Genomic DNA, 20,113 nt, shown 5'->3' with positions numbered 1-20,113 from the left:
ACCGCACGATGTCACACGCTCCCCTCCGCTTCGGCCTGATCGGCACCGGACGCATCGGCCAGGTGCACGCCGCGAGTATCGCCGCCGACCCCGACGCGCAGCTCTCCTGGGTCGCCGACCCGTTCGTCGACGGCGCGCGCCGTGTGGCCGCGACGTTCGGCGGTACGGCCACCGACACCCCCGACGAGGTGTTCGCCTCGGGTGAGGTCGACGCGATACTGATCGCCTCGCCGACTCCGACGCACGTCGACCTCATCGCGCAGGCGGTGGATGCCGGCATCCCCGTGCTGTGCGAGAAGCCGATCGACCTGGACATCGCCCGCGTCGAAGCACTGCGCCCGCGGATCGCCTCAGCCGGCGTGCCGGTCGCGCTCGGGTTCAACCGCCGCTTCGATCCCGCGTTCGCCTCGGCCAGGGCTCGCGTCGCCGCAGGCGAGATCGGCGCGCTCGAGCAGCTCACGATCATCAGCCGCGACCCCTCCGCTCCACCGGCCGACTACGTCGCGGTGTCCGGCGGGATCTTCCGCGACATGACGATCCACGACTTCGACATGGCGCGGTTCTTCCTGCCCGAGATCGTCGAGGTCTCGGCATCCGGCTCGACGACCTTCGACGCCGGCGCCGCGCAGCACGGCGACTTCGACACCGCGATCACGACACTGCGCGCGGCATCAGGCGCCCTCGTCACGATCGTGAACTCGCGGCACAGCGCGGTCGGCTACGACCAGCGCATCGAGGCGTTCGGCGGCACCGGGATGCTGCAGGTCGCGAATGCGCCGACGAGCCTCGTCAGCCTGTCGAACGCGTCGGCCGTCGAGGCGAAGCCCCCGTACGAGCTGTTCTTCCTGGAGCGCTACGCCGCCGCCTACGCCGCCGAGTTGCACGAGTTCATCCGGCTCGCCCGTGGAGAGGAATCGACCAGCCCGACGTTCGAAGACGGCCGGGCAGCCCTGATCCTCGCCGATGCCGCGCAGCGCTCTGCGACCGAGCGCGTCGTCGTGCCGGTGGATCTGGCGTGAGCGCCTCGGAGCAGACCGCGCGGTACCGGCTCGCCGCTTCGGCGGAGATGCTCTACACCGACCTCGACTTCGTGGAGCGGGTGCGCCGCCTGCACGAGCGCGGCTTCGAGGTCGAGATCTGGGACTGGAGCACGAAGGACCTCGCGGCGCTTGCGGCGACGGGGGCGACGTTCTCATCGATGACGGGGTACCTACGCGGCGACCTCACGACCCCCGACGGCATCGCCGAACTGGTGGCCACTGCCGAGGAATCGCTGCGGATGGCCGAGCTGATCGATGTGCCCCGGCTGAACCTGCACGGCACGGGCCTCGCTCCCGGCGGTCTGCCGGTGCGTCCGCAGACCGAGGTCACCCCGCACGAGTGGGAGATCGCGGCAGAGACCCTCGCGCGGCTGGCCGCGCTGGGTGCGCGCGAGGGATGCGTGTTCACGCTGGAGAACCTGAACACCGCCGTCGACCACCCCGGCACCCCGTTCGCCCGCGCCGCCGACACGCTCCGCCTCGCGCAAGCCGTGGATTCGCCGTGGCTGCGGCTCAACCTCGACCTGTACCACGCGCAGATCGGCGAGGGGAACCTGATCGAGCTGGTGCGGGAGGCGCTGCCGTGGGTCGGCGAGATCCAGGTGGCCGATGTGCCGGGTCGCTGCGAGCCGGGCACGGGGGAGATCCGCTACGAGGCGATCGCCGCGGCGCTGCGCGAGCTCGGCTACGACGGCGTGATCGGCCTCGAGGGCTGGGCGCGGCATGACACCGATGCTGCGCTCGACGCGTTCCGGAGTGCCTTCGGGGCCTGAGGCTCTGCGGATGGTGAGTGAAGCCGGCGCGATGCGCCGGCCTCACTTTTTCTCACGCGTCGTACGTCGTCGGCCCCGTCACCTCGGGCACGGTCTCCCAGGCCCCGGATGCCGTGCTCCGCCAGCGCCGCATCCACGATCTCCGCCGCCGACCAGGCGTCGGAGGCGGACGGTGCGAGCTGCCTGCCCTCTGCGACTGAGCGCAGGAACAGCGACGCCTCGATGGTCTTCAGGTCGTCGAAGCCCATGCCGGTGCCGGCGCCCGGCTGGAAGCGGGCGAAGTCGCCGTAGTCGGGACCTGCCATCACGGTGCGATAGCCGGAGGTGTCATCGGCGAGCTGGAGCTCGTTCAGCCGCTGGAAGTCCCAGCGCAGTGAGCCCTTCGTGCCATACACCTCGATGCGGTACTCGGCGCGGGGGCCGATCGCGACGCGGCTGGACTCCAGCACGGCGACCGCGCCGGAATCGAAACGGGCGAGGATCGCGGCGTAGTCCTCGTTCTCCACGTCGCCACGGGGCCCGTCGTCGGCGCCCTTGCTGAAGTGGCTCACGGCGCCTGCGGAGGGCAGGGGGCGGGTGCGGATGAAGGTCTCGGTGAGCCCGCTGACGGAGCTGATCCGGCCCGACGATGTACTGCGCGAGGTCAGCCCCGTGCGAGAGCAGGTCGCCGAGCACGCCGCTGCCGGCGCGGTCGCGGCTGAACCGCCAGGTGAGGGCGCCGTCGGGGTCGGCCGAGTAGTCGGCGAGCAGCGCCACGCGCACGTTCGTGATGGTGCCGAGCGCGCCTTCGCGCACCAGGCGTCTGGCGTGCGCGATGGCCGGGGCGTGCCGGTAGTTGAAGCCCACAGAGGTCACGAGACCCGCGTCAAGCGCGCCCTGCGCGATCTCTCGCGATTCGCCGGCTCCGCGGCCCATCGGCTTCTCGATCCAGAAGGGCTTGCCGGCGCCGATCGCGGCCAGCGCGATCTCGTGGTGCAGGAAGTTCGGAGAGCAGATGGAGACGACATCGACGTCGGGACGTGCGATCAGCTCGCGGTAGTCAGACACGGTCTCGCGGTAGCCGAGCACGTCGACGGCATGCTCCCGCCCACCGGCATCCGGATCGGCGGCGACGGCGAGATCGGCCACGACGGGCAGCTCGGGGTAGTGCCGATGCGCCTCCAGGTACGCACGTGAGTGCAGGCGACCCATCCATCCGACCGAGACCAGACCGACGCCGATGTGCTTCTTCGTCACCACGGGCGACTCCTTCCGTTGGACACAGCGTATACCCCGAATGGAGATGTTGACAGAATGTATTGACATTTAAAGTCGCCGATGCCAAACTCGCCCTGACACCGACGTCATCAATGTGGGACGCGTCGACGTCGACAGCCTCCGCATCGAAGGGAAACCGAAATGAAGAAGCGCCTCATCGGCGTTCTGGGGATCGCCGCGACAGCCGCGCTGCTGCTCTCGGCATGCTCCGGAACAGGGCAGGAACCGACGACCGACACCCAAGGCGGCGGCGACACGGAGTCCTCGGGTCTGAGCTACGCCGTGGTCACGCACGCAGCACCCGGCGACGCATTCTGGGATCGCGTCAAGTCCGGCGCGGAGCAGGCCGGTTCCGACTACGGCGCCGCCATCACGTACAACTCCGACCCCGACCCGGCCAAGCAGTCGCAGCTCATCGACAACGCGATCGCGCAGGGCGTCGACGGGATCGTGGTCTCGATGGCGAATCCCGATGGCGTGCAGGCGAGCGTCGAGCGCGCCGTCGCTGAGGGCATCCCCGTCGTCACCATCAACTCCGGCATCGAGAAGTTCGCCGAGTTCGGCGCCATCACGCACATCGGACAGAGCGAATCGATCGCCGGTGCCGCGGTGGGTGAGCGCCTCAGCGATGAGGGTGCGACCAACGCCCTCTGCGTGATCCAGGAGGCGGGCAACATCGGCCTCGAGGAGCGCTGCTCTTCTGCGGCAGGGGCGTTCGCGGGCACGATGGCGAACCTGCAGGTCGACGGCACGAACGACGCCGAGGTCAAGGCGACGATCAAGTCGAAGCTGCAGGCTGACCCCACCATCGACGCGGTGCTGACGCTGGGCGGCCAGTACGCGATCGACGCAGTGGGCGCGGTCGAGGAGTCCGGCAGCGCGGCGAAGGTCGCGACCTTCGACCTCTCGGAAGACGTCGTGACAGCCGTGGCCGACGGGAAGATCCTCTTCGCGGTCGACCAGCAGCCTTATGTCCAGGGCTTCCTCGGGGTGACGGCGCTGTACCTCAAGAGCACCAACGGCAATGACATCGGAGGCGGTCAGCCGGTCTACTCCGGACCTGCGTTCGTCACGAAGGACAACGCGGCACAGGTCGCGGAGTTCGCCAAGAAGGGCACGCGCTAAGCATCCGTCAGGGGGTGGGCGGGTCCCGCCCCCTTCCGGTGTGAAAGGACAGAAGATGACAACGACCGACATCGTCACGATGGGGAACAGGCCGCGTCTCGAACGGCGCCCCCTGCGCAACCTGCTCGTACGGCCCGAGATGGGCGCACTCGTCGCCGCGCTGGCGGTGATGATCTTCTTCTCGGTCTACACCAAGAGCTTCATGACGGCCGCAGGGGCGGGCGTCTGGCTGGAATCGGCGTCGACCTTCGGCATCATGGCCGTGGCTGTCGCGCTTCTGATGATCGGCGGCGAGTTCGACCTGTCGGCCGGTGTGCTCACCGGCTTCACAGCACTCGTGGTCGGCGTCCTCACCACCAAGTACGGGCTCAACATCTGGGTCGCGGTACTCGTCTCGCTGGTGCTGGCCCTCGCGATCGGCGCCCTGAACGGCTTCCTCGTCATGAAGACCGGCCTTCCGAGCTTCATCATCACGCTCGGCACGTTCTTCGTGCTCGCCGGTATCGACCTGGCAGTGACCAAGCTCATCACGGGACAGGTCGCCATCCAGGGCATGACGAAGGTGCCGTACTACGACAGCATCCAGCCGCTGTTCGGCTCGTCGATCTCGATCGGCGGAGGCACGTTCTACGTCTCAGTGCTCTGGTGGTTCGTCGTCACGGCCGTCGCCACGTGGGTGCTGCTGAGAACGCGACCGGGCAACTGGATCTTCGCGGTCGGCGGAGCGGCGACCGCGTCGCGTCAGGTGGGTGTTCCGGTGCTGCGGACCAAGATCGGACTGTTCATGGTCACGGCCGGTGCTGCGTGGCTGGTGGGGATGATCTCGCTGTTCCGCACCTCGACGGTGCAGGCGAACACGGGTGTCGGCCAGGAGTTCATCTACATCATCTGCGCGGTGGTCGGCGGCTGCCTGATGACCGGGGGATTCGGATCGGCGATCGGGGCGGCGCTGGGCGCTCTCATCTACGGCATGGTCTTCCAGGGCATCACCTTCGCCCAGTGGGACACGAACTGGCTGCGCACGTTCCTGGGGGCGATGCTGCTGCTCGCGGTGTTCCTGAACCACTGGGTGCGGCTGCGAGCGGGAGGAGTGAAATGAGCGGGGTCAGCACGGCCGTTCCCGTCGTCGAGGTGCGGGAGATCGGCAAGAGCTACGGGCCGGTGAACGCGCTCGCCGGCGTCAGCACGACCGTGAACGCGGGACAGGTCACGTGCGTGCTCGGCGACAACGGCGCCGGCAAGTCGACCTTCATCAAGATGCTCGCGGGAGCGCACACGCCGTCGAGCGGCGAACTGCTCGTCGACGGCGAACCGGCGACGTTCTCGTCGCCTCGGGCGGCGCTGGATGCCGGGATCGCGACGGTCTACCAGGATCTCGCCGTGGTGCCGCTGATGCCGGTCTGGCGCAACTTCTTCCTCGGGTCGGAGCTGACGACGGGATGGGGCCCGCTCCGGCGGCTCGACGTGAAGCGCATGAAGCAGATCACATACACCGAGCTTGCGAACATGGGCATCGACCTGCGCGATGTGAATCAGCCGATCGGCACGCTCTCCGGCGGAGAGCGCCAGTGCGTCGCGATCGCCCGCGCCGTGTACTTCGGGGCCAGGGTGCTGATCCTGGACGAGCCGACTGCGGCGCTGGGTGTGAAGCAGTCCGGTGTGGTGCTGAAGTACATCGCCAGGGCTCGCGACCGAGGACTCGGTGTCGTCTTCATCACGCACAACCCGCACCACGCCTATCCGGTCGGCGATCGGTTCCTGCTGCTCAACCGCGGCACGAGCATCGGCAACTTCGAGAAGGAAGAGATCTCCCTCTCGCAGCTGACCAGCATGATGGCCGGCGGGGCCGAGCTCGACTCGCTCGCCCACGAGCTGCAGCGCGAGATCGGAGAGGACTCGCCGGTCGTGCAGGAGGTCGTCAGGGAAGCGGAGCAGTCGAGGCGGATCGAGGGCGCTGGGGAGCCGTCCGCCTCTTCGCCGACGGCATCCGCCTGAGGCCTGCGATCGGCCGGCGCGCACACGGCGCCGGCCGATCGTTGCGCCGCGAGAAGCACGCATCCGATCATTCCGACGCCCTCGCCGCCATCCGCCGCGAGTCAGCGCCGTCGGCTCGAGTCCGGTCTGCGGTAGGTCCCGATGATGGCGGCGATGAGGTCGGAGTAGGCGGCGTCCTGGCTCGCGAACGACCCGTTGTTGCGGCCGTGGCGCAGCACCTCGACGCGGTCGGACACCGCCTGGACGTCGGCGATGTTGTGGCTGATGAAGACCACGCCCAGACCGAGCTCGCGGAGCTGCTCGATGTGCGTGAGCACGTCGGCGGTCTGCGCGACGCTGAGTGATGCGGTGGGTTCGTCGAGGACGACGAGTCGCGGTTGGCTGATGAGCGTGCGGGCGATCGCGACGGCCTGACGCTGGCCGCCGGAGAGGGTGTTCAGTGGCGAGCGGATCGAGGGGATGTTCGCGGCGAGGTCGCTGAGCGCCTGTCTGGTCGCCTGCTCCATCTCGCCTTCGCGCAGCATCCCGTTGTGGGTGCGCAGCTCGCGCCCGAGGAACACGTTGGCGGTCACGTCGAGGTTCTCGCACACCGCGAGGTCCTGGAAGACCGTGGCGATGCCCAGCCGGTTCGCCTCCGCGGGGTTCGAGATCTCCACGCGCTCGCCGTTGATGCGGATCTCGCCCGAGGTCGGTGTGAGCGCGCCGGCGATGATCTTCGCGAGAGTCGACTTGCCGGCGGCGTTGTCACCCACGAGACCGACGACCTCGCGGGCGTTGACGGTGAAATCGACGTCGGTGAGGGCCTCGACGGCCCCGAACCTCTTCGAGACCCCGCGCAGGGTGAGCAGGGGCTCGGCCTGCGCAGCGGTGAGGCTCATGAGCGGTCCTCGAGCAGCTGAGACGGGTCTGTCGACTGCAGGATGTGGATCGTCGCCCCGACCAGCACGGCGTCCTTGCCGAACGAGGAGGGCACCGGGTCGTGGCGGGGGGTGCGCCCCTGGGGTGCGTTGTCGCGCACGGCGGTCGCGAAGGGCAGCAGGAAGATGGGGCCGGCTTCGGCGAGCTCGCCGCCGACGGTGATCACTTCGGGAGCGAGCGACTGATGCGCTGCGGCGACCACGCGCCCGAGAGCGGTGGCGGCGTCGGAGACGACGCGAGCGCATCCGGGGTCGCCCGCCGCCGCCCGGGCGATGACGTCCTTGAACGTCACCTGACCGAATGTGGCCCGCAGCGGTGCGGTGACGGCCTCGGCGCCGGCGATCGTCTCCAGGCAGCCTCGCTGTCCGCAGGCGCAGATGGAGCCCGCCGGGTCGACCTGCACGTGGCCGATCTCGCCGGCCGTCCCGGCGCGCCCTCGGTAGATCTGCGAGTTCAGCATCACACCGGCGCTGATCGTGTACGAGGCGTGCACGAACAGGCTGTCCTTGACGTCGCGGGCCGTGCCGAGCGTCGCCTCGGCGAGGGCCGCGAGGTTCGCATCCTTCTCGACGAGCACCGGGCAGCCGATGCGCTGCTCGACGACTTCGGCGACGGGCTGCGTCTCCCACCGGCGCATGACCCCGCGGTACGCGATGAGTCCGGTGGTCGGATCCACCGGCGCCGGCAGCGCGATGCACACCCCGATGAGGTCGCCGGGGTCGGCGGCGATCATCCCCAGCATGTCGATGATGAGCAGGGTGATGCGATCGAGCACGGTGTCTTCGGCGTGATCGGTCGGCAAGGGCATCGACCGGTCGGCCAGCACGTCCTGCCCGACATCCGACAGCCGCACCCGCATGCTGCGGCTGCCGATCTGCACCGCGGCGACGAGACCTGCCCTTCGGGCGATCGTGACCAGCTGCGCCCGGCGGCCGCTGCGCGACGTCGGGTGGGTCTCGACGAGACCCGAGAGGCTGAGCTCTTTGACGATGGCCGAGACGGTCGCCGTCGACAGGCTGGTCGCTTCGGCGAGCTCGACCTGGGTGAGCCCGCCGAAGCGTTTGACGGCGTCGACGATCTTCGCGGTGTTGGCCTCGCGCAACCCCGACTGGGATCCGCCGGACCATCTGCTCATAGCGGGAGCATATCGCGGGTCGACGCCGTCATCGTGGTCAACGGGCGGCGCCCGCCCGACGCTTGTTCCAGACGTCGAAGGCCACGGCGATCAGCAGCACGAGGCCCTTGACGACCTGCTGGGTCGCCTGGTCGAGTCCCATCAGCTGCATGCCGTTGCTCATCACGGCCATGATCAGGCCGCCGACGATCGCGCCGCCAACCCGGCCGACACCGCCGGTGACCGCCGCACCGCCGATGAAGCAGGCGGCGATCGCGTCGAGCTCGAACATGTTTCCCGCGCCCGGCTGCGCGCCGTTGGTGCGCGAGGAGAACACGACGCCCGCGATGCCGGCGAGGAGTCCCATGTTCACGAAGATCCAGAAGTTGACCTTGCGCACGTTGACGCCGCTGAGCAGTGCCGCGTGCAGGTTGCCGCCGATCGCGTAGACGTGGCGGCCGAACACGCTCTTCTGCGTGATCACGGAGTAGGCGATGATCAGCACGGCGAGGATGATCAGCACGAACGGCAGGCCGCGGCTGGTGGCGAGCTGGTAGCCGAACCACATCACCACGGCCGCGATGATGGCGATCTTCGCGATGAACCAGCCGAGAGCCTCGACCGACTGCTGGTGCGCGAGCTTCGAGCGGCGGCTGCGCACCTGCCACACGGCGTAGCCGACCACGCCGATCGCGAAGATCACGAGCGTGAACACGTCGACCCCGTATCCGCCGAGCAACCCGTTGAAGAAGCCGTTCGCGATCGAGTAGTAGGTGCCGCCGAACGGCGACAGCGAGACGTTGCTGAGCACGATGAAGGTGAGGCCGCGGAACAGCAGCATGCCCGCCAGAGTCACGATGAACGCGGGGATCCCGACGTACGCGACCCAGAAGCCCTGCCAGGCTCCGACGAGCAGGCCGACGGCGATCGCCGCGAGCACGCCGACCCACCACGGCTGCTGCCCGCGGATCACGATGACGGCTGCCGTCGCTCCGGTGAGGGCGACGACCGATCCCACCGACAGATCGATGTGCCCGGCGATGATCACGATCACCATGCCGATCGCGAGGATCAGGATGTACGAGTACTGCAGCACGATGTTCGTGAGGTTGCCCGGCGAGAGGAACGTCGGGTTGAGGATCGCGAAGAACGCGACGATCGCGATGAAGGCGACCAGGATGCCGCTCTGACGGAGGTTCCGCGTGGCGAGGCTGAAGAGGTTGCTGACGCCGGTCATCGCGCGGCCGTCCTTTCGAGGGTCATGAGGTGCATGAGGTTCTCCTGTGTGGCTTCGCTGGTGGGGAGTTCACCGGTGATCCTCCCGAAAGCCAGGGTGTATATGCGGTCGCAGATGCCGAGGAGCTCGGGGAGCTCGGAGGAGATCACCAGCACGCCCTTCCCCTCTGCGACCAGGCGGTTGATGATCGTGTAGATCTCGTACTTGGCTCCGACGTCGATTCCTCGCGTCGGCTCGTCGAGGATCAAGACGTCGGGCGCCGTCTGGATCCACTTGCTCAGCACGACCTTCTGCTGGTTCCCTCCGGAGAGGTTGCCGACGAGCTGGAGCACGCTGGGGCTCTTGATGTTCATGTCGGCACGGTACTGCTCTGCGACCTGCAGTTCGCGGTTCGCGTTGATCCAGCCGCCCGGGCTGATCAGCCGAAGCGAGGCCATCGTGATGTTGTGCCGGATGTCGTCGATCAGGTTGAGCCCGAACTTCTTGCGGTCCTCCGTGGCGTAGGCGATGCCCGCGCGGATGGCGGCGCTTGTGGTCGAGGTGTCGACCTCCTTGCCGCGCACGAACACCTTGCCGCGGGCGTGCCTGCCGTAGGTGCGCCCGAACACGCTCATCGCGAGCTCGGTGCGGCCGGCGCCCATGAGGCCGGCGATGCCGACGACCTCTCCGGCGCGGACGGTGAGCGAAGCGTCTTCGACCATGACCCGACCGGGCTGGGTCGGATGGTTCACCGACCAGTTCTCGATGCGCAGCACCTCTTCGCCCGGGTTCGAGGTGCGCTCGGGGAAGCGGTGGGCGAGGTCGCGGCCGACCATGCCGCGGATGATGCGATCCTGCGTGGAGGCCGGATCCTTCATGTCGAGCGTCTCGATCGACTTGCCGTCGCGGATGATCGTGGTGCGGTCGGCGATCTCGGCGATCTCGTTCAGCTTGTGCGAGATGATGATCGACGTCATGCCCTCGTCGCGCAGTCGGCGCAGCAGGTCGAGCAGGTGCGCCGAGTCGGTGTCGTTGAGGGCGGCGGTCGGCTCGTCGAGGATCAGTAGACGCACGTTCTTCGAGAGTGCCTTGGCGATCTCGACGAGCTGCTGCTTTCCGACGCCGAGTTGGGCGACAGGGGTCGTCGGGTTCTCGTCGAGGCCCACCTGGGCGAGCAGAGCGGATGCTTCGGCATTCGCCCGATCCCAGTCGATCAGACCGTTCTTCCCGCGCCGCTCGTTGCCGAGGAAGATGTTCTCGGCGACGCTGAGGTAGGGGATCAGGGCGAGCTCCTGGTGGATGATCACGATCCCCCTCTGCTCGGAGTCGTTGATCGAACCGAAGGCCGCCTCCTCTCCCTCGTAGATGATCTCGCCCTCATAGGCGCCGTGGGGGTACACGCCCGACAGCACCTTCATGAGAGTGGACTTGCCTGCGCCGTTCTCGCCGCAGATCGCGAGGATCTCGCCGCGGTTCACATCGAGGCTGACGCCCTGGAGCGCCTTCACACCCGGGAAGCTCTTCTCGATCTCCCGCATCTGCAGAACCGGTGTCGTCATGACCCGATGTCCTTTCGTGAAGAGTCGGGGCGTGCGGCCTTGCCGGCCGCACGCCCCGACGGGAGGAGACTACTCGGCGACGCCCGAGTCGACCTCGGCCTGCGTCCAGTAGCCGGAGTCGACGAGGAGCGAGGTGATGTTGTCCTTGTAGACGATGTCCGACTGCAGCAGGTACGACGGCACGACCTTCACGCCGTTGTCGTAGGTCTTCGTGTCGTTGGCCTCGGGGTCGTCGCCCTCGAGCATGGCCTCCGCGGCGACGACCGACTGCTCGGCGAGCTTGCGGGTGTCCTTGAAGATCGTGGCGAACTGCACGTCCTGGTTGATCAGGGCGACGGACGCGATCTCCGCATCCTGACCCGTGACGATCGGCAGGCCGTCGGCGATGGTGGCGCCGTAGCCGCCGGTGCCCTGCAGCGCCGTGATGATGCCGCGCGAGATGCCGTCGTAGGGCGAGAGCACGCCGTCGAGCTTGGTGCCGTTGCCGTACGTGGCGGTGAGCAGGTCCTCCATGCGCTTCTGCGCGGTCTCCTGTGCCCAGCGCAGAGTCGCGGCCTGCTCGATCTTGACCTGGCCCGAGGGAACGGCGAGGACGCCGTCGTCGATGAACGGCTGCAGCGTGTCCATCGCGCCCTGCCAGAAGAAGTGCGCGTTGTTGTCGTCGAGCGATCCGGCGAACAGCTCGATGTTGAACGGGCCCTTCTCTCCGGTCTCCTTGCCGTCGGCGTCGAGGACGCCGAGACCTGTGAGGAGCGAGGTGGCCTGCTGCACGCCGACCTTGTAGTTGTCGAACGTCACGTAGAAGTCGACGTGGTCGCTGTCGCGGATCAGGCGGTCGTAGGAGATCACCGGGATCTTCGCTGCGGCTGCGGCATCGAGCTGCGACGACAGGGCCGTGCCGTCGATGGCGGCGATGATCAGCAGGTCGGCGCCCTTCGTGATCATCTGGTCGATCTGCTGACCCTGGGTGGGGATGTCGTCACCCGCGTACTGCAGCTCGACCTGATAGCCGGCGTCTTCGAGGCCGGACTGCACGGCGTTGCCGTCCGCGATCCAGCGCTCAGAGGTCTCGGTCGGCATCGAGACGCCGATGAGCATGTCGCCCTTGTCGGTGCTGCCCGAGCCCTCCGACCCGGTCGATCCGGCTCCGGCTCCGCCGCAACCCGCCAGGGCGAGCGCTCCGACCAGGCCGAGTGCGGCCAGTGCGTACTTCTTCTTCATCACGAGCTCCTTCGCTGTGCAATGCGTCTTCGGCGCCTTTGCCCCGAGACCGGAATCCCCGTCGTTCGGGACTGGCTCCGCAGATACTTTCCTTGAGTTCGAGTCTCGAAGTCAAGTGTTCGTGATCAATTCGTGATTCCCGGATGTGTCCGCTCTCATTCGTGCACGAAGCGGCGTCGTCGGGTCGAATCGGTTCGAGTGTCGAAGTCAACGTGTGCTATGCGAGTCGGGCTCGATGGTTCGGGATACCGCTTGCCGAATCGATTCGATAAGCTGGTCGTCCCCCGATCCGCCCCTCAGTTCTGCGAGCCGCTTCCTCATGGCCACCTCCCTCACCACGGGCCGCCCGTGGCGTGTCATCCTCGCCTTCTCCGTCCCTCTCCTGCTTGGCAACGTCGTCCAGCAGCTGTACCAGTTCGTCGACGCGATCGTCGTCGGGCGCCATCTGGGTGTCGACTCGCTCGCCGCCGTCGGCGCGACCGGACCTCTGCTCTTCCTTCTGCTCGGCTTCGCGTGGGGCCTGACCAGCGGTTTCGCGATTCCGATCGCCCAGGCGTTCGGCGCTGGTGACGACGCCGCCGTGCGGCGATCCGTCGCGACCGGGGTGCTGCTGACCGGCATCACGAGCGTCGTGCTCACCATCGTCGCGCCTCTCATCTCTGCGCCGCTGCTGGCGCTTCTGCAGACGCCTCCCGAGCTGATGGCCGAGGCCACGGTCTTCACGCAGATCAGCTTCATCGGCGCGGGCGCGACGATGTTCTTCAACTTCCTCTCGGCGATCATCCGGGCGATCGGCGACTCCCGCACTCCGCTGATCTTCCTCACGGTCTCGTGCGCCCTGAACGCGGGTCTCGTGATCCTCATGGTCGGACCGCTCGAGTGGGGCGTTGCGGGCGCGGCGATCGCGACCGTGGTCGCGCAGGCGGTCTCGGTGCTGCTGTGCCTCGAGTTCGTGCGTCGCCGCCTTCCCCTGCTGCATCTGCGCCGGATCGACTGGAGGATCACACGCGGCGACATCGCCGAGCATCTGCGTCTCGGCCTGCCCATGGGCTTCCAGGCCTCGATCATCGCGATCGGCACACTGACCGTGCAGGTCGCCCTGAACACGCTCGGCGCAGAGGCCGTCGCCGCCTACACGACAGGTGCACGCGTCGACAGCCTCGGCGTCGCGTTCCTGTCGTCGCTGGGGCTCGCGGTGTCTATGTACGCCGCGCAGAACCTCGGCGGCCGACGCCCAGACCGCATTCGCCGGGGCGTCGTGGAGGCGACCTGGATGGCGATCGCGGGCGGTGCGGCGATCGGCGCGCTCATCATCGCGTTCGGCGTGCCGATGGTGCGCCTGTTCGTCGGAGACGGCTCGGATCACGTCGTCGAGCTCGCCCATCTCATGCTCATCGTGAACGGGCTCGGCTACTGGGCGCTCGGAGTGCTGTTCGTGCTGCGCGGCGCGCTGCAGGGACTCGGGCACACGCTGGTGCCGACCGTCACGGGCGTGATCGAGCTCGTCGCGCGCGTCGCCGCCGCGGTGATCCTCGGCGCGATGATCGACTTCACAGGCGTCGCGCTCAGCAACCCGCTCGCCTGGGTCAGCGCGATCCTGCTGCTGGTGCCGGCGTACATCCGCGCGCACCGCGACCTGGGGCGCATGCCCGTGAACCCGGTCGAGGCGACCGAGACCTCGGCGATCGCGATCGTCGGTCCCGTCGACGGTTCGATGGTCGTGGATGCCGTCGTCACGCAGCCCCTGCGCGTGGTGAAGCGCTCACGACTGAGGCGGCGTTAACCTGTCGTTGTAGGAAACATCATCCTTCAGAGGGATGCCGACGTCTGAGGATCGGCGTAACTTCGAAGGTGCGGAAGGTCCGTTGACGGGGGGTCGTCATGACGACATGGAGGGTGGCCAGCGATCTGGCGGCCATCATGGTGCCGATCGGCGTGGTCGGAGCGGTGATCGCAGGGCTGTGCGCTCTGGTCGCCGGCATCGCGATCGTGCGAAGGGCCAGTGGCCTGTGTGGTGGAGCTGTGGGAATCTGGATCCCCGCGGCGATGCTCAGCTCGGTGGCCGGATTCGCTAATCAGTGGATGCCGCTGCTGCTGTCGAGCGCTGCGCTCGTGGGCATGCTGGCGATCGGTGCGGTGGTGCGCGGGGTCATGAATGCGAAGGGCATCGAGTTGCCCCGGCGCAAGGCCGACGCCGATGCTCCCGCCGAAGCGCCGACGACGGCTTCTGCTCCCACGACGACGTCGGTGCCCGTGCTGGCACGATCGAATCCGGTGCGCGCGGCCTGATCGAGCGCTACTGACGCCGTTCTTCGGCGTGCCCGTCCGCCCCCTGGTTCGACGCGTCTCAGCGGTAGTCCCGGTCGCGGTGCTGGCCGGCCTCGTCTCCCGAGCCCACACGTGCCGCCTCGCGCGCACGCAGTTCGACGCGACGGATCTTGCCCGAGATGGTCTTGGGCAGTTCCGGCACGAACTCGATGATCCGCACCCAGAGGTGCGACGACAGGCGGTCGTGTGCGTAGGCGAAGATCGCGCGGGCGGCATCCGCTTCGGCATCCGTCGCATCCGCCCGAAGGCACACGTACGCCTTCGGCACCGCGAGCCGCGTGGGATCGGGGCTGGGGATCACGGCCGCCTCGACGACGAGGTCGTGCTCGAGCAGCACCGACTCGAGCTCGAACGGCGAGATCTTGTAGTCGGAGGCCTTGAAGACGTCATCCGCCCGCCCGATGTAGGTCAGATAGCCCTCCGCGTCACGCGTGGCGATATCGCCGGTGTGGTGGAATCCGCCGGTGCGGGACTGCGCCGTCTTGTCCGCATCGTCGTAGTAGCCGGCCATCAGCCCGAGCGGCGGCTGCGACAAGTCGAGGGCGATCTCTCCCTCGGCATCCGCCACAGCACCCGTCACCGGGTCGAGCAGCACGACCGGATAACCCGGAAGAGGTCGGCCCATCGAGCCGATCTTGACGGGCTGGCCGGGGGAGTTGCCGATGCAGGCCGTCATCTCCGTCTGTCCGAAGCCATCGCGGATCGTGCCACCCCAGGCGCCCTGCACCCGTTCGATCACCTCGGGATTCAGCGGCTCTCCGGCCCCCACCAGCTCGCGCGGCGGATGGGTGAGCCGGCCGAGATCGGCCTGGATCAGCATCCGCCACACCGTCGGCGGAGCGCAGAACGTCGACACGTGATGCGCGTCCATCACCTGCATGAGGGCGTTCGCGTCGAAGCGGTCGTAGTTGTAGACGAACACGGTCGCCTCGGCGAGGAAGGGCGAGAAGAAGCTCGACCACGCATGCTTCGCCCAGCCGGGGGAGGAGATGTTCAGGTGCACGTCGTCGGGCCGCACGCCCAGCCACCACATGGTCGACAGATGCCCGATCGGGTACGACACGTGGGTGTGCTGCACGAGCTTGGGCCGGCTGGTGGTGCCGCTCGTGAAGTAGAGCAGGGCGGTGTCTGATGCCGGGGTCGCCGCCTCCGGTTCGAACGCCGTCGGCGCGTCCGCCGAGTCCTCGAACCGCATCCAGTCGACCGGGACGTCGTCTCCCACGCCGATGCGCAGCACGTCGACGCCGTCGAGCCGGCTCGCGAGCGAACCCAGGGTCACGACCGCGCGAGCGCGGCCGTGCTCGATGCGGTAGGCCAGATCGGATGCCGACAGCAGCGTCGAGGTGGGGATCGAGACCGCGCCGATCTTGGTGATCGCGAGCATCACCTCCCACAGCTCGATCATGTTGCCGAGCATCACGATGACGTGGTCCCCACGGCGGACGCCGATGCCGGTCAGCCAGTTCGCGACCTGGTCGGATCGGGCGGAGAGTTCGCTGTAGGTCCATGCGTGCAGCGACAGGTCGGCCTCGACGATCTGCACGGCGGGGCGGTCGGGTTTCTCGCCGGCGACGACGTCGAACCACTCCAGCGCGAAGTTGAACTCGCTCGGGCGCGGCCACGAGAAGCCCGCCCGCGCCGCCTCGTAGTCGGTGGCGTTCGCGAACAGGAAGTCGCGCATGTCGCGGATCGCGGTCGTCGCTGCGGTGGCTCTGCGGCTCATTCGGTGCTCCTTTGCTTCATGTGCCGGTTCCATCCTGGCGTTCACCGCGGCGACGCGCGAGCGCGGCGCGACGAATCGCGGATGCGGTGACGATTCACGGATTCTTCTGCGTGACGGCATCCGCGATTCGTCATCGGCTCCGCGATCCGTACGCGGGTCAGCGCGCGAGAAGCCCGCCGCCGTCGCGGAGCTCGAACACGAGCTGCGTCTCGGTGCCGCGCACGACGGGGTGGACGGTGATGTGCTCGAGCACGATGTCACGCAGCGCCGTCGCGTCCTGCACGGCGACGTGCACGAGGAAGTCGTCGACCCCCGCGACGTGGAACACCTGCAGCACGCCGGGGGATGCTCACCAGCGCGTCGAACAGCGCCGTGACCTTCTCCCCGGTGTGGTTCGCGAGACGCACCTTGATGATCGCCTGCAGCGGGAATCCGAGGGCGGCGCCGTCGACGCGGATGCGGGTGTCGCGGATGACGCCGCGCTCGCGCAGCGCCCGCACCCGGTGTGCGCACGTCGACTCGGCGAGACCCAGCCGGTGCGCGAGGGACTTGTTCGTGATCTCGGCGTCGCGGGTCAGGATCGCGAGGATCTCGAGATCGACCTCATCGAGTTGCGCTTTCGCCAACCGTATCCCTCCTCGGATGCCCGTGTCGGCTCAGAATAGCGAGAATCACACGATTGATCACGGATGCTGTCGAATCAGAGCGCATTCATTGAGATTCAGGCAACGTGGAAGCATGACTGCACCGCTGCATCCTGATACCGTCGCCGTCCACAGCGGCCGTTCCGACCTCCAAGGTCTCGGGGTCCATGCGCTGCCGATCGACCTCTCGACGACGAACCCGCTTCCCGACATCGAACGGGGCGGCGAGTCGTACGAGGCCATGGCCACGGGCGGACGCCCGCCGGCCGACGGCAGCATGGTCTACGCGCGGCTGTGGAACCCCACGGTCGCCCGTTTCGAAGAGGCGCTCGCCGAGCTCGAGCACGCGGAGGCGTCGGTCGCATTCGCCTCGGGCATGGCGGCCATGACCGCGGTCATCCTCGCGCACGGCGCCGCCGCGGGGAAGCGCCACGTGGTCGCCGTGCGTCCGCTCTACGGCGGCACCGATCACCTGCTCGGCTCCGGGCTGCTGGGAGTCGAGACCACGTACTGCGAGCCTGACGAGGTCGCGTCGAGCATCCGACCCGACACGGGTCTCGTCGTCGTCGAGACCCCGGCGAACCCCACACTCGACATCGCCGACATCGCGGCCGTCGTCGCGCAGGCCGGCGGCGTTCCGGTGGTCGTCGACAACACCTTCGCGACGCCTGTGCTGCAGAACCCGATCGACCTGGGCGCGGCCATGTCGCTGCACAGCGCGACGAAGTACCTCGGCGGGCACGGCGACGTGATCGCCGGCGTGGTCGCGTGCAGCGAGCAGACCGCCGAGGCGCTGCGGCGGGTGCGCGCCGTCACCGGAGGACTGCTGCATCCGCTCGGCGCGTACCTGCTGCACCGCGGGCTCACGACCCTGCCCGTGCGCATGCGGGCCCAGCAGGAGAGCGCTCGTCGCATCGTGCAGTGGCTGATCGATCGGCCGGAGGTCGCCGAGGTATGGTACCCCGGGCTTAGAAGCAAGGGGTCTTACCCCGGACTCGACGGGGATCAGCACGGCATCCTCGAACGACAGATGCGCGGAACAGGCGCGATGATCGCGATGCGGATGCGGGGCGGCTTCGCCGCCGCATCCGCCGTCACCTCCGCCACCGAGCTGTTCACGCACGCCGTGTCGCTGGGCGGAGTCGACTCTCTCATCCAGCATCCGGCGGCGCTCACCCACCGGCCGGTGCCGCCGGAGGCGCGTCCCGCCGCCGACGTGCTGCGGCTGTCGATCGGGCTCGAGAACGCCGACGATCTCATCGCCGATCTCGCCCGGGCCTTCGCTGCACTGCCTGCCGACGAGACCGCCGGGGCGGCCCCGGAGGAGCTGCACGCGGTGCGCTGAGAGCAACCCCGCTACGGCAGGCGGATCGTCCCGGTCACCGCGTGCTCCGTCGGCATCCGATCGCGGTCGTAGGTGATCTCGCGGTAGCCGTGCGGCGTCGGCTTGCCGTCGTCGCCCAGGCTCACGAACACGATCTTGTCGATCGTGAGGATCCGCTTGCGCGTGATCATGTTGCGAGCCACCGCGCGCATCGTGAGCGAGGTGGTGCCGAAGTGCGTGGCCTTCAGGCCGATCTCGATCAGATCACCCTGCACCGCGGATGCCTCGAAGGTGATCTCCGAGATGTGCTTGGTCACCGCCCGATGGTTGCCGAGCTGGACGATCGCGTAGATGGCCGCTTCCTCGTCGATCCATTTCAAGAGGCTTCCGCCGAACAGCGAGCCGTTCGCGTTGAGATCCTCGGGCCGAACCCACTTGCGCGTGCGGAAGTTCAGCCCGTCTTCCGACCATGTCGGTTCCTTCTGCTTCGCCATGTCTCCGAGGGTAGGAGGGTCGTGAGTCGGGGGTGTTACAGCCCGGCTCCGCTGTCGGCAGAGCCGCTCAGGGCGGATTCCGGAGCGGGGCCGGGGGGAGCGGGGGATGCTGGGCCCATGAGCGAAGAGAACCCCATCCCGCAGTTCGGACCCGAAGCCCGCAGGGCGCTGTTCCACGAGCGCATCCTCGTGCTCGACGGAGCCCTCGACGACGACAACGGCACGCTGCTGATGACGCAGCTGCTCACCCTGTCGGCCGAGGACCCGATAGCCGACATCGCCCTGTGGATCCATTCGCCCGGCGGCTCGGTGCCGTCGATGCTCGCGATCCGCGACCTCATGAAGCTCGTGCCGAACGACGTCTCGACCCTCGCGCTCGGGCTCGCCTGCAGCGCCGGTCAGTTCCTGCTCTCCGCGGGGACCGCAGGAAAACGTCGAGCGCTGCCGCACGCGCGGATCCTCATGCATCAGGGATCGGCGGGCATCGGCGGCTCCGCTGTCGAGATCGAGACGCAGGCGGACGATCTGCGGCACATGCGCGACACCGTGCTCGGGCTCATCTCCGACGACACCGGTCAGCCACGCGATCGCATCTTCGAGGACTCCCTGCACGACCGCTGGTACACCGCGCCCCAGGCGAAGGACTACGGCTTCATCGACGAGATCGTCTCGTCGTTCGCCGAGGTGATGCCGCGGCGGAAGGCTCGTGTCGGCCTGGGGGTGGACGCATGAGCAGCTACACGATCCCGAACGTCATCGCGCAGCATCCGCGCGGCGAACGCGTGATGGACGTCTACTCGCACCTGCTCGCCGAGCGGGTCGTCTACCTCGGCACCGGTATCGACGCCGGAGTCGCGAACGCCCTGATCGCCCAGCTGCTGCACCTCGACGGCGACAGTCCGGAGAGCGCTGTGCAGTTCTACATCAACAGCGAAGGCGGTGATCCGGGTGCGGCGCTGGCGATCTACGACACCATGCAGCACATCCGCCCCGCGATCGCGACGACGTGCGTCGGACAGGCGATCGGCCCGGCGGCTCTGCTCGTCGCGGCCGGTGCGTCCGGTCAGCGGTCGGCGCTCACGCACGCCCGCATCGTGCTGCATCAGCCGGCCGGGCAGTCGCGCGGGGCGATCCCCGACCTGATCCTCGCGGCCGACGAGGTGGTGCGGGTGCGTGCCGACATGGAGTCTGTGCTCGCCAGGCATTCCGGCCGCAGGCTCGAAGAGCTCCGCGCCGACACCGACCGGGACCGCGTGTTCACCGCATCCGCCGCCCTGGAGTACGGGCTGATCGACTCGGTGCTGGGCGCGCGCGACGCCTGAGCGGTACGGGCGACCGCTCCCCGGGCGCCCTACTTCGGGGGCCGACGCGCCAGATCGGGG

19 protein-coding genes and 1 pseudogene are annotated in these 20,113 nt (G+C 68.2%); 10 read left to right on the top strand and 10 right to left on the bottom strand.

Features of this window, described 5'->3' with window-relative positions; all coding sequences use genetic code 11:
* Positions 1–8: 8 nt before the first annotated feature.
* Positions 9–1,019: an inositol 2-dehydrogenase gene (gene iolG / locus QFZ53_RS01685; RefSeq protein WP_307292846.1), complete on the top strand. Its 1,011-nt coding sequence runs from the start codon at positions 9–11 to the stop codon at positions 1,017–1,019.
* Positions 1,020–1,066: 47 nt separating this feature from the next.
* Positions 1,067–1,813 (top strand): TIM barrel protein, encoded by a 747-nt coding sequence (locus QFZ53_RS01680; protein ID WP_307299333.1) that lies wholly within the window; start codon positions 1,067–1,069, stop codon positions 1,811–1,813.
* Here QFZ53_RS01680 and QFZ53_RS19810 read toward each other — a convergent pair.
* A pseudogene (locus QFZ53_RS19810) lies at positions 1,726–3,004 on the bottom strand (Gfo/Idh/MocA family protein). The gene QFZ53_RS01680 and the pseudogene QFZ53_RS19810 sit on opposite strands and share 88 nt — an antisense overlap.
* A gap of 207 nt (positions 3,005–3,211) precedes the next feature.
* Between QFZ53_RS19810 and QFZ53_RS01665 the strand changes: the two are divergent.
* From QFZ53_RS01665 to QFZ53_RS01655, 3 genes are read left to right on the top strand one after another with little or no spacing between them, the layout of a single operon-like run.
* On the top strand, positions 3,212–4,195 hold the full coding sequence (locus QFZ53_RS01665; protein ID WP_307292842.1) for a substrate-binding domain-containing protein: 984 nt from the start codon (positions 3,212–3,214) through the stop codon (positions 4,193–4,195).
* Positions 4,196–4,250: 55 nt separating this feature from the next.
* Positions 4,251–5,294 (top strand): ABC transporter permease, encoded by a 1,044-nt coding sequence (locus QFZ53_RS01660; protein ID WP_292904600.1) that lies wholly within the window; start codon positions 4,251–4,253, stop codon positions 5,292–5,294.
* Complete coding sequence (locus QFZ53_RS01655; protein WP_307292839.1) at positions 5,291–6,190, top strand: ATP-binding cassette domain-containing protein; 900 nt, start codon at positions 5,291–5,293, stop codon at positions 6,188–6,190. The genes QFZ53_RS01660 and QFZ53_RS01655 overlap by 4 nt, the downstream gene beginning before the upstream one ends.
* Positions 6,191–6,291: 101 nt before the next feature.
* Here the strand turns inward: QFZ53_RS01655 and QFZ53_RS01650 are convergent, their stop codons facing one another.
* From QFZ53_RS01650 to chvE, 5 genes are all read right to left on the bottom strand, one after another.
* Positions 6,292–7,068, bottom strand: a complete 777-nt coding sequence (locus QFZ53_RS01650; RefSeq protein WP_307292838.1) for an ATP-binding cassette domain-containing protein — start codon at positions 7,066–7,068, stop codon at positions 6,292–6,294.
* The gene (locus tag QFZ53_RS01645; RefSeq protein ID WP_307292836.1) at positions 7,065–8,243 is read right to left on the bottom strand and encodes an ROK family transcriptional regulator; all 1,179 of its coding nucleotides are present in this window, start codon (positions 8,241–8,243) and stop codon (positions 7,065–7,067) included. Before QFZ53_RS01645 ends, QFZ53_RS01650 begins: the two co-directional genes overlap by 4 nt.
* A 37-nt stretch (positions 8,244–8,280) precedes the next feature.
* On the bottom strand, positions 8,281–9,459 hold the full coding sequence (mmsB, locus tag QFZ53_RS01640) for a multiple monosaccharide ABC transporter permease (RefSeq protein ID WP_292904608.1): 1,179 nt from the start codon (positions 9,457–9,459) through the stop codon (positions 8,281–8,283).
* Positions 9,456–10,997, bottom strand: coding sequence for a multiple monosaccharide ABC transporter ATP-binding protein (gene mmsA, locus QFZ53_RS01635; RefSeq protein WP_307292833.1), 1,542 nt, complete (start codon positions 10,995–10,997; stop codon positions 9,456–9,458). The genes mmsB and mmsA overlap by 4 nt, the downstream gene beginning before the upstream one ends.
* A gap of 69 nt (positions 10,998–11,066) precedes the next feature.
* A complete protein-coding gene (gene chvE / locus QFZ53_RS01630) occupies positions 11,067–12,218 on the bottom strand; it encodes a multiple monosaccharide ABC transporter substrate-binding protein (RefSeq protein WP_292904612.1) in 1,152 nt (383 codons plus the stop codon).
* A 319-nt stretch (positions 12,219–12,537) separates the two neighbouring features.
* Between chvE and QFZ53_RS01625 the strand changes: the two genes are divergently transcribed.
* Both QFZ53_RS01625 and QFZ53_RS01620 read left to right on the top strand, forming a co-directional pair.
* Positions 12,538–14,001: an MATE family efflux transporter gene (locus tag QFZ53_RS01625; RefSeq protein ID WP_292904614.1), complete on the top strand. Its 1,464-nt coding sequence runs from the start codon at positions 12,538–12,540 to the stop codon at positions 13,999–14,001.
* Positions 14,002–14,099: 98 nt separating this feature from the next.
* Positions 14,100–14,507: a hypothetical protein gene (locus QFZ53_RS01620; RefSeq protein WP_307292830.1), complete on the top strand. Its 408-nt coding sequence runs from the start codon at positions 14,100–14,102 to the stop codon at positions 14,505–14,507.
* Between the two features lie 58 nt (positions 14,508–14,565).
* On the opposite strand, the gene QFZ53_RS01615 is transcribed toward QFZ53_RS01620, so the two are convergent.
* The 3 genes from QFZ53_RS01615 to QFZ53_RS01605 form a co-directional block, all read right to left on the bottom strand.
* The gene (locus tag QFZ53_RS01615) at positions 14,566–16,269 is read right to left on the bottom strand and encodes an AMP-binding protein (protein ID WP_307292828.1); all 1,704 of its coding nucleotides are present in this window, start codon (positions 16,267–16,269) and stop codon (positions 14,566–14,568) included.
* 157 nt (positions 16,270–16,426) lie between these two features.
* Positions 16,427–16,564, bottom strand: coding sequence for a hypothetical protein (locus QFZ53_RS01610; RefSeq protein ID WP_307292827.1), 138 nt, complete (start codon positions 16,562–16,564; stop codon positions 16,427–16,429).
* Positions 16,527–16,895: an Lrp/AsnC family transcriptional regulator gene (locus QFZ53_RS01605; RefSeq protein WP_307292826.1), complete on the bottom strand. Its 369-nt coding sequence runs from the start codon at positions 16,893–16,895 to the stop codon at positions 16,527–16,529. The genes QFZ53_RS01610 and QFZ53_RS01605 overlap by 38 nt, the downstream gene beginning before the upstream one ends.
* Before the next feature lie 112 nt (positions 16,896–17,007).
* Between QFZ53_RS01605 and QFZ53_RS01600 the strand changes: the two genes are divergently transcribed.
* Positions 17,008–18,258: a trans-sulfuration enzyme family protein gene (locus tag QFZ53_RS01600; RefSeq protein WP_307292825.1), complete on the top strand. Its 1,251-nt coding sequence runs from the start codon at positions 17,008–17,010 to the stop codon at positions 18,256–18,258.
* A gap of 11 nt (positions 18,259–18,269) precedes the next feature.
* Here QFZ53_RS01600 and QFZ53_RS01595 read toward each other — a convergent pair whose 3' ends face one another.
* Positions 18,270–18,731, bottom strand: a complete 462-nt coding sequence (locus tag QFZ53_RS01595) for an acyl-CoA thioesterase (RefSeq protein ID WP_292904623.1) — start codon at positions 18,729–18,731, stop codon at positions 18,270–18,272.
* A gap of 117 nt (positions 18,732–18,848) precedes the next feature.
* On the opposite strand from QFZ53_RS01595, the gene QFZ53_RS01590 reads away from it, so the two are divergent.
* On the top strand, positions 18,849–19,463 hold the full coding sequence (locus QFZ53_RS01590) for a ClpP family protease (protein ID WP_307292823.1): 615 nt from the start codon (positions 18,849–18,851) through the stop codon (positions 19,461–19,463).
* On the top strand, positions 19,460–20,053 hold the full coding sequence (locus QFZ53_RS01585) for a ClpP family protease (RefSeq protein WP_307292822.1): 594 nt from the start codon (positions 19,460–19,462) through the stop codon (positions 20,051–20,053). Before QFZ53_RS01590 ends, QFZ53_RS01585 begins: the two co-directional genes overlap by 4 nt.
* Positions 20,054–20,113: the final 60 nt, after the last annotated feature.

It is taken from the genome of Microbacterium natoriense, assembly GCF_030816295.1.
Classification (GTDB): Bacteria; Actinomycetota; Actinomycetes; order Actinomycetales; family Microbacteriaceae; genus Microbacterium; species Microbacterium natoriense_A.
Note: the sequence above shows the minus strand (reverse complement) of the source record. Positions and strands in the feature narration are given on the sequence as shown.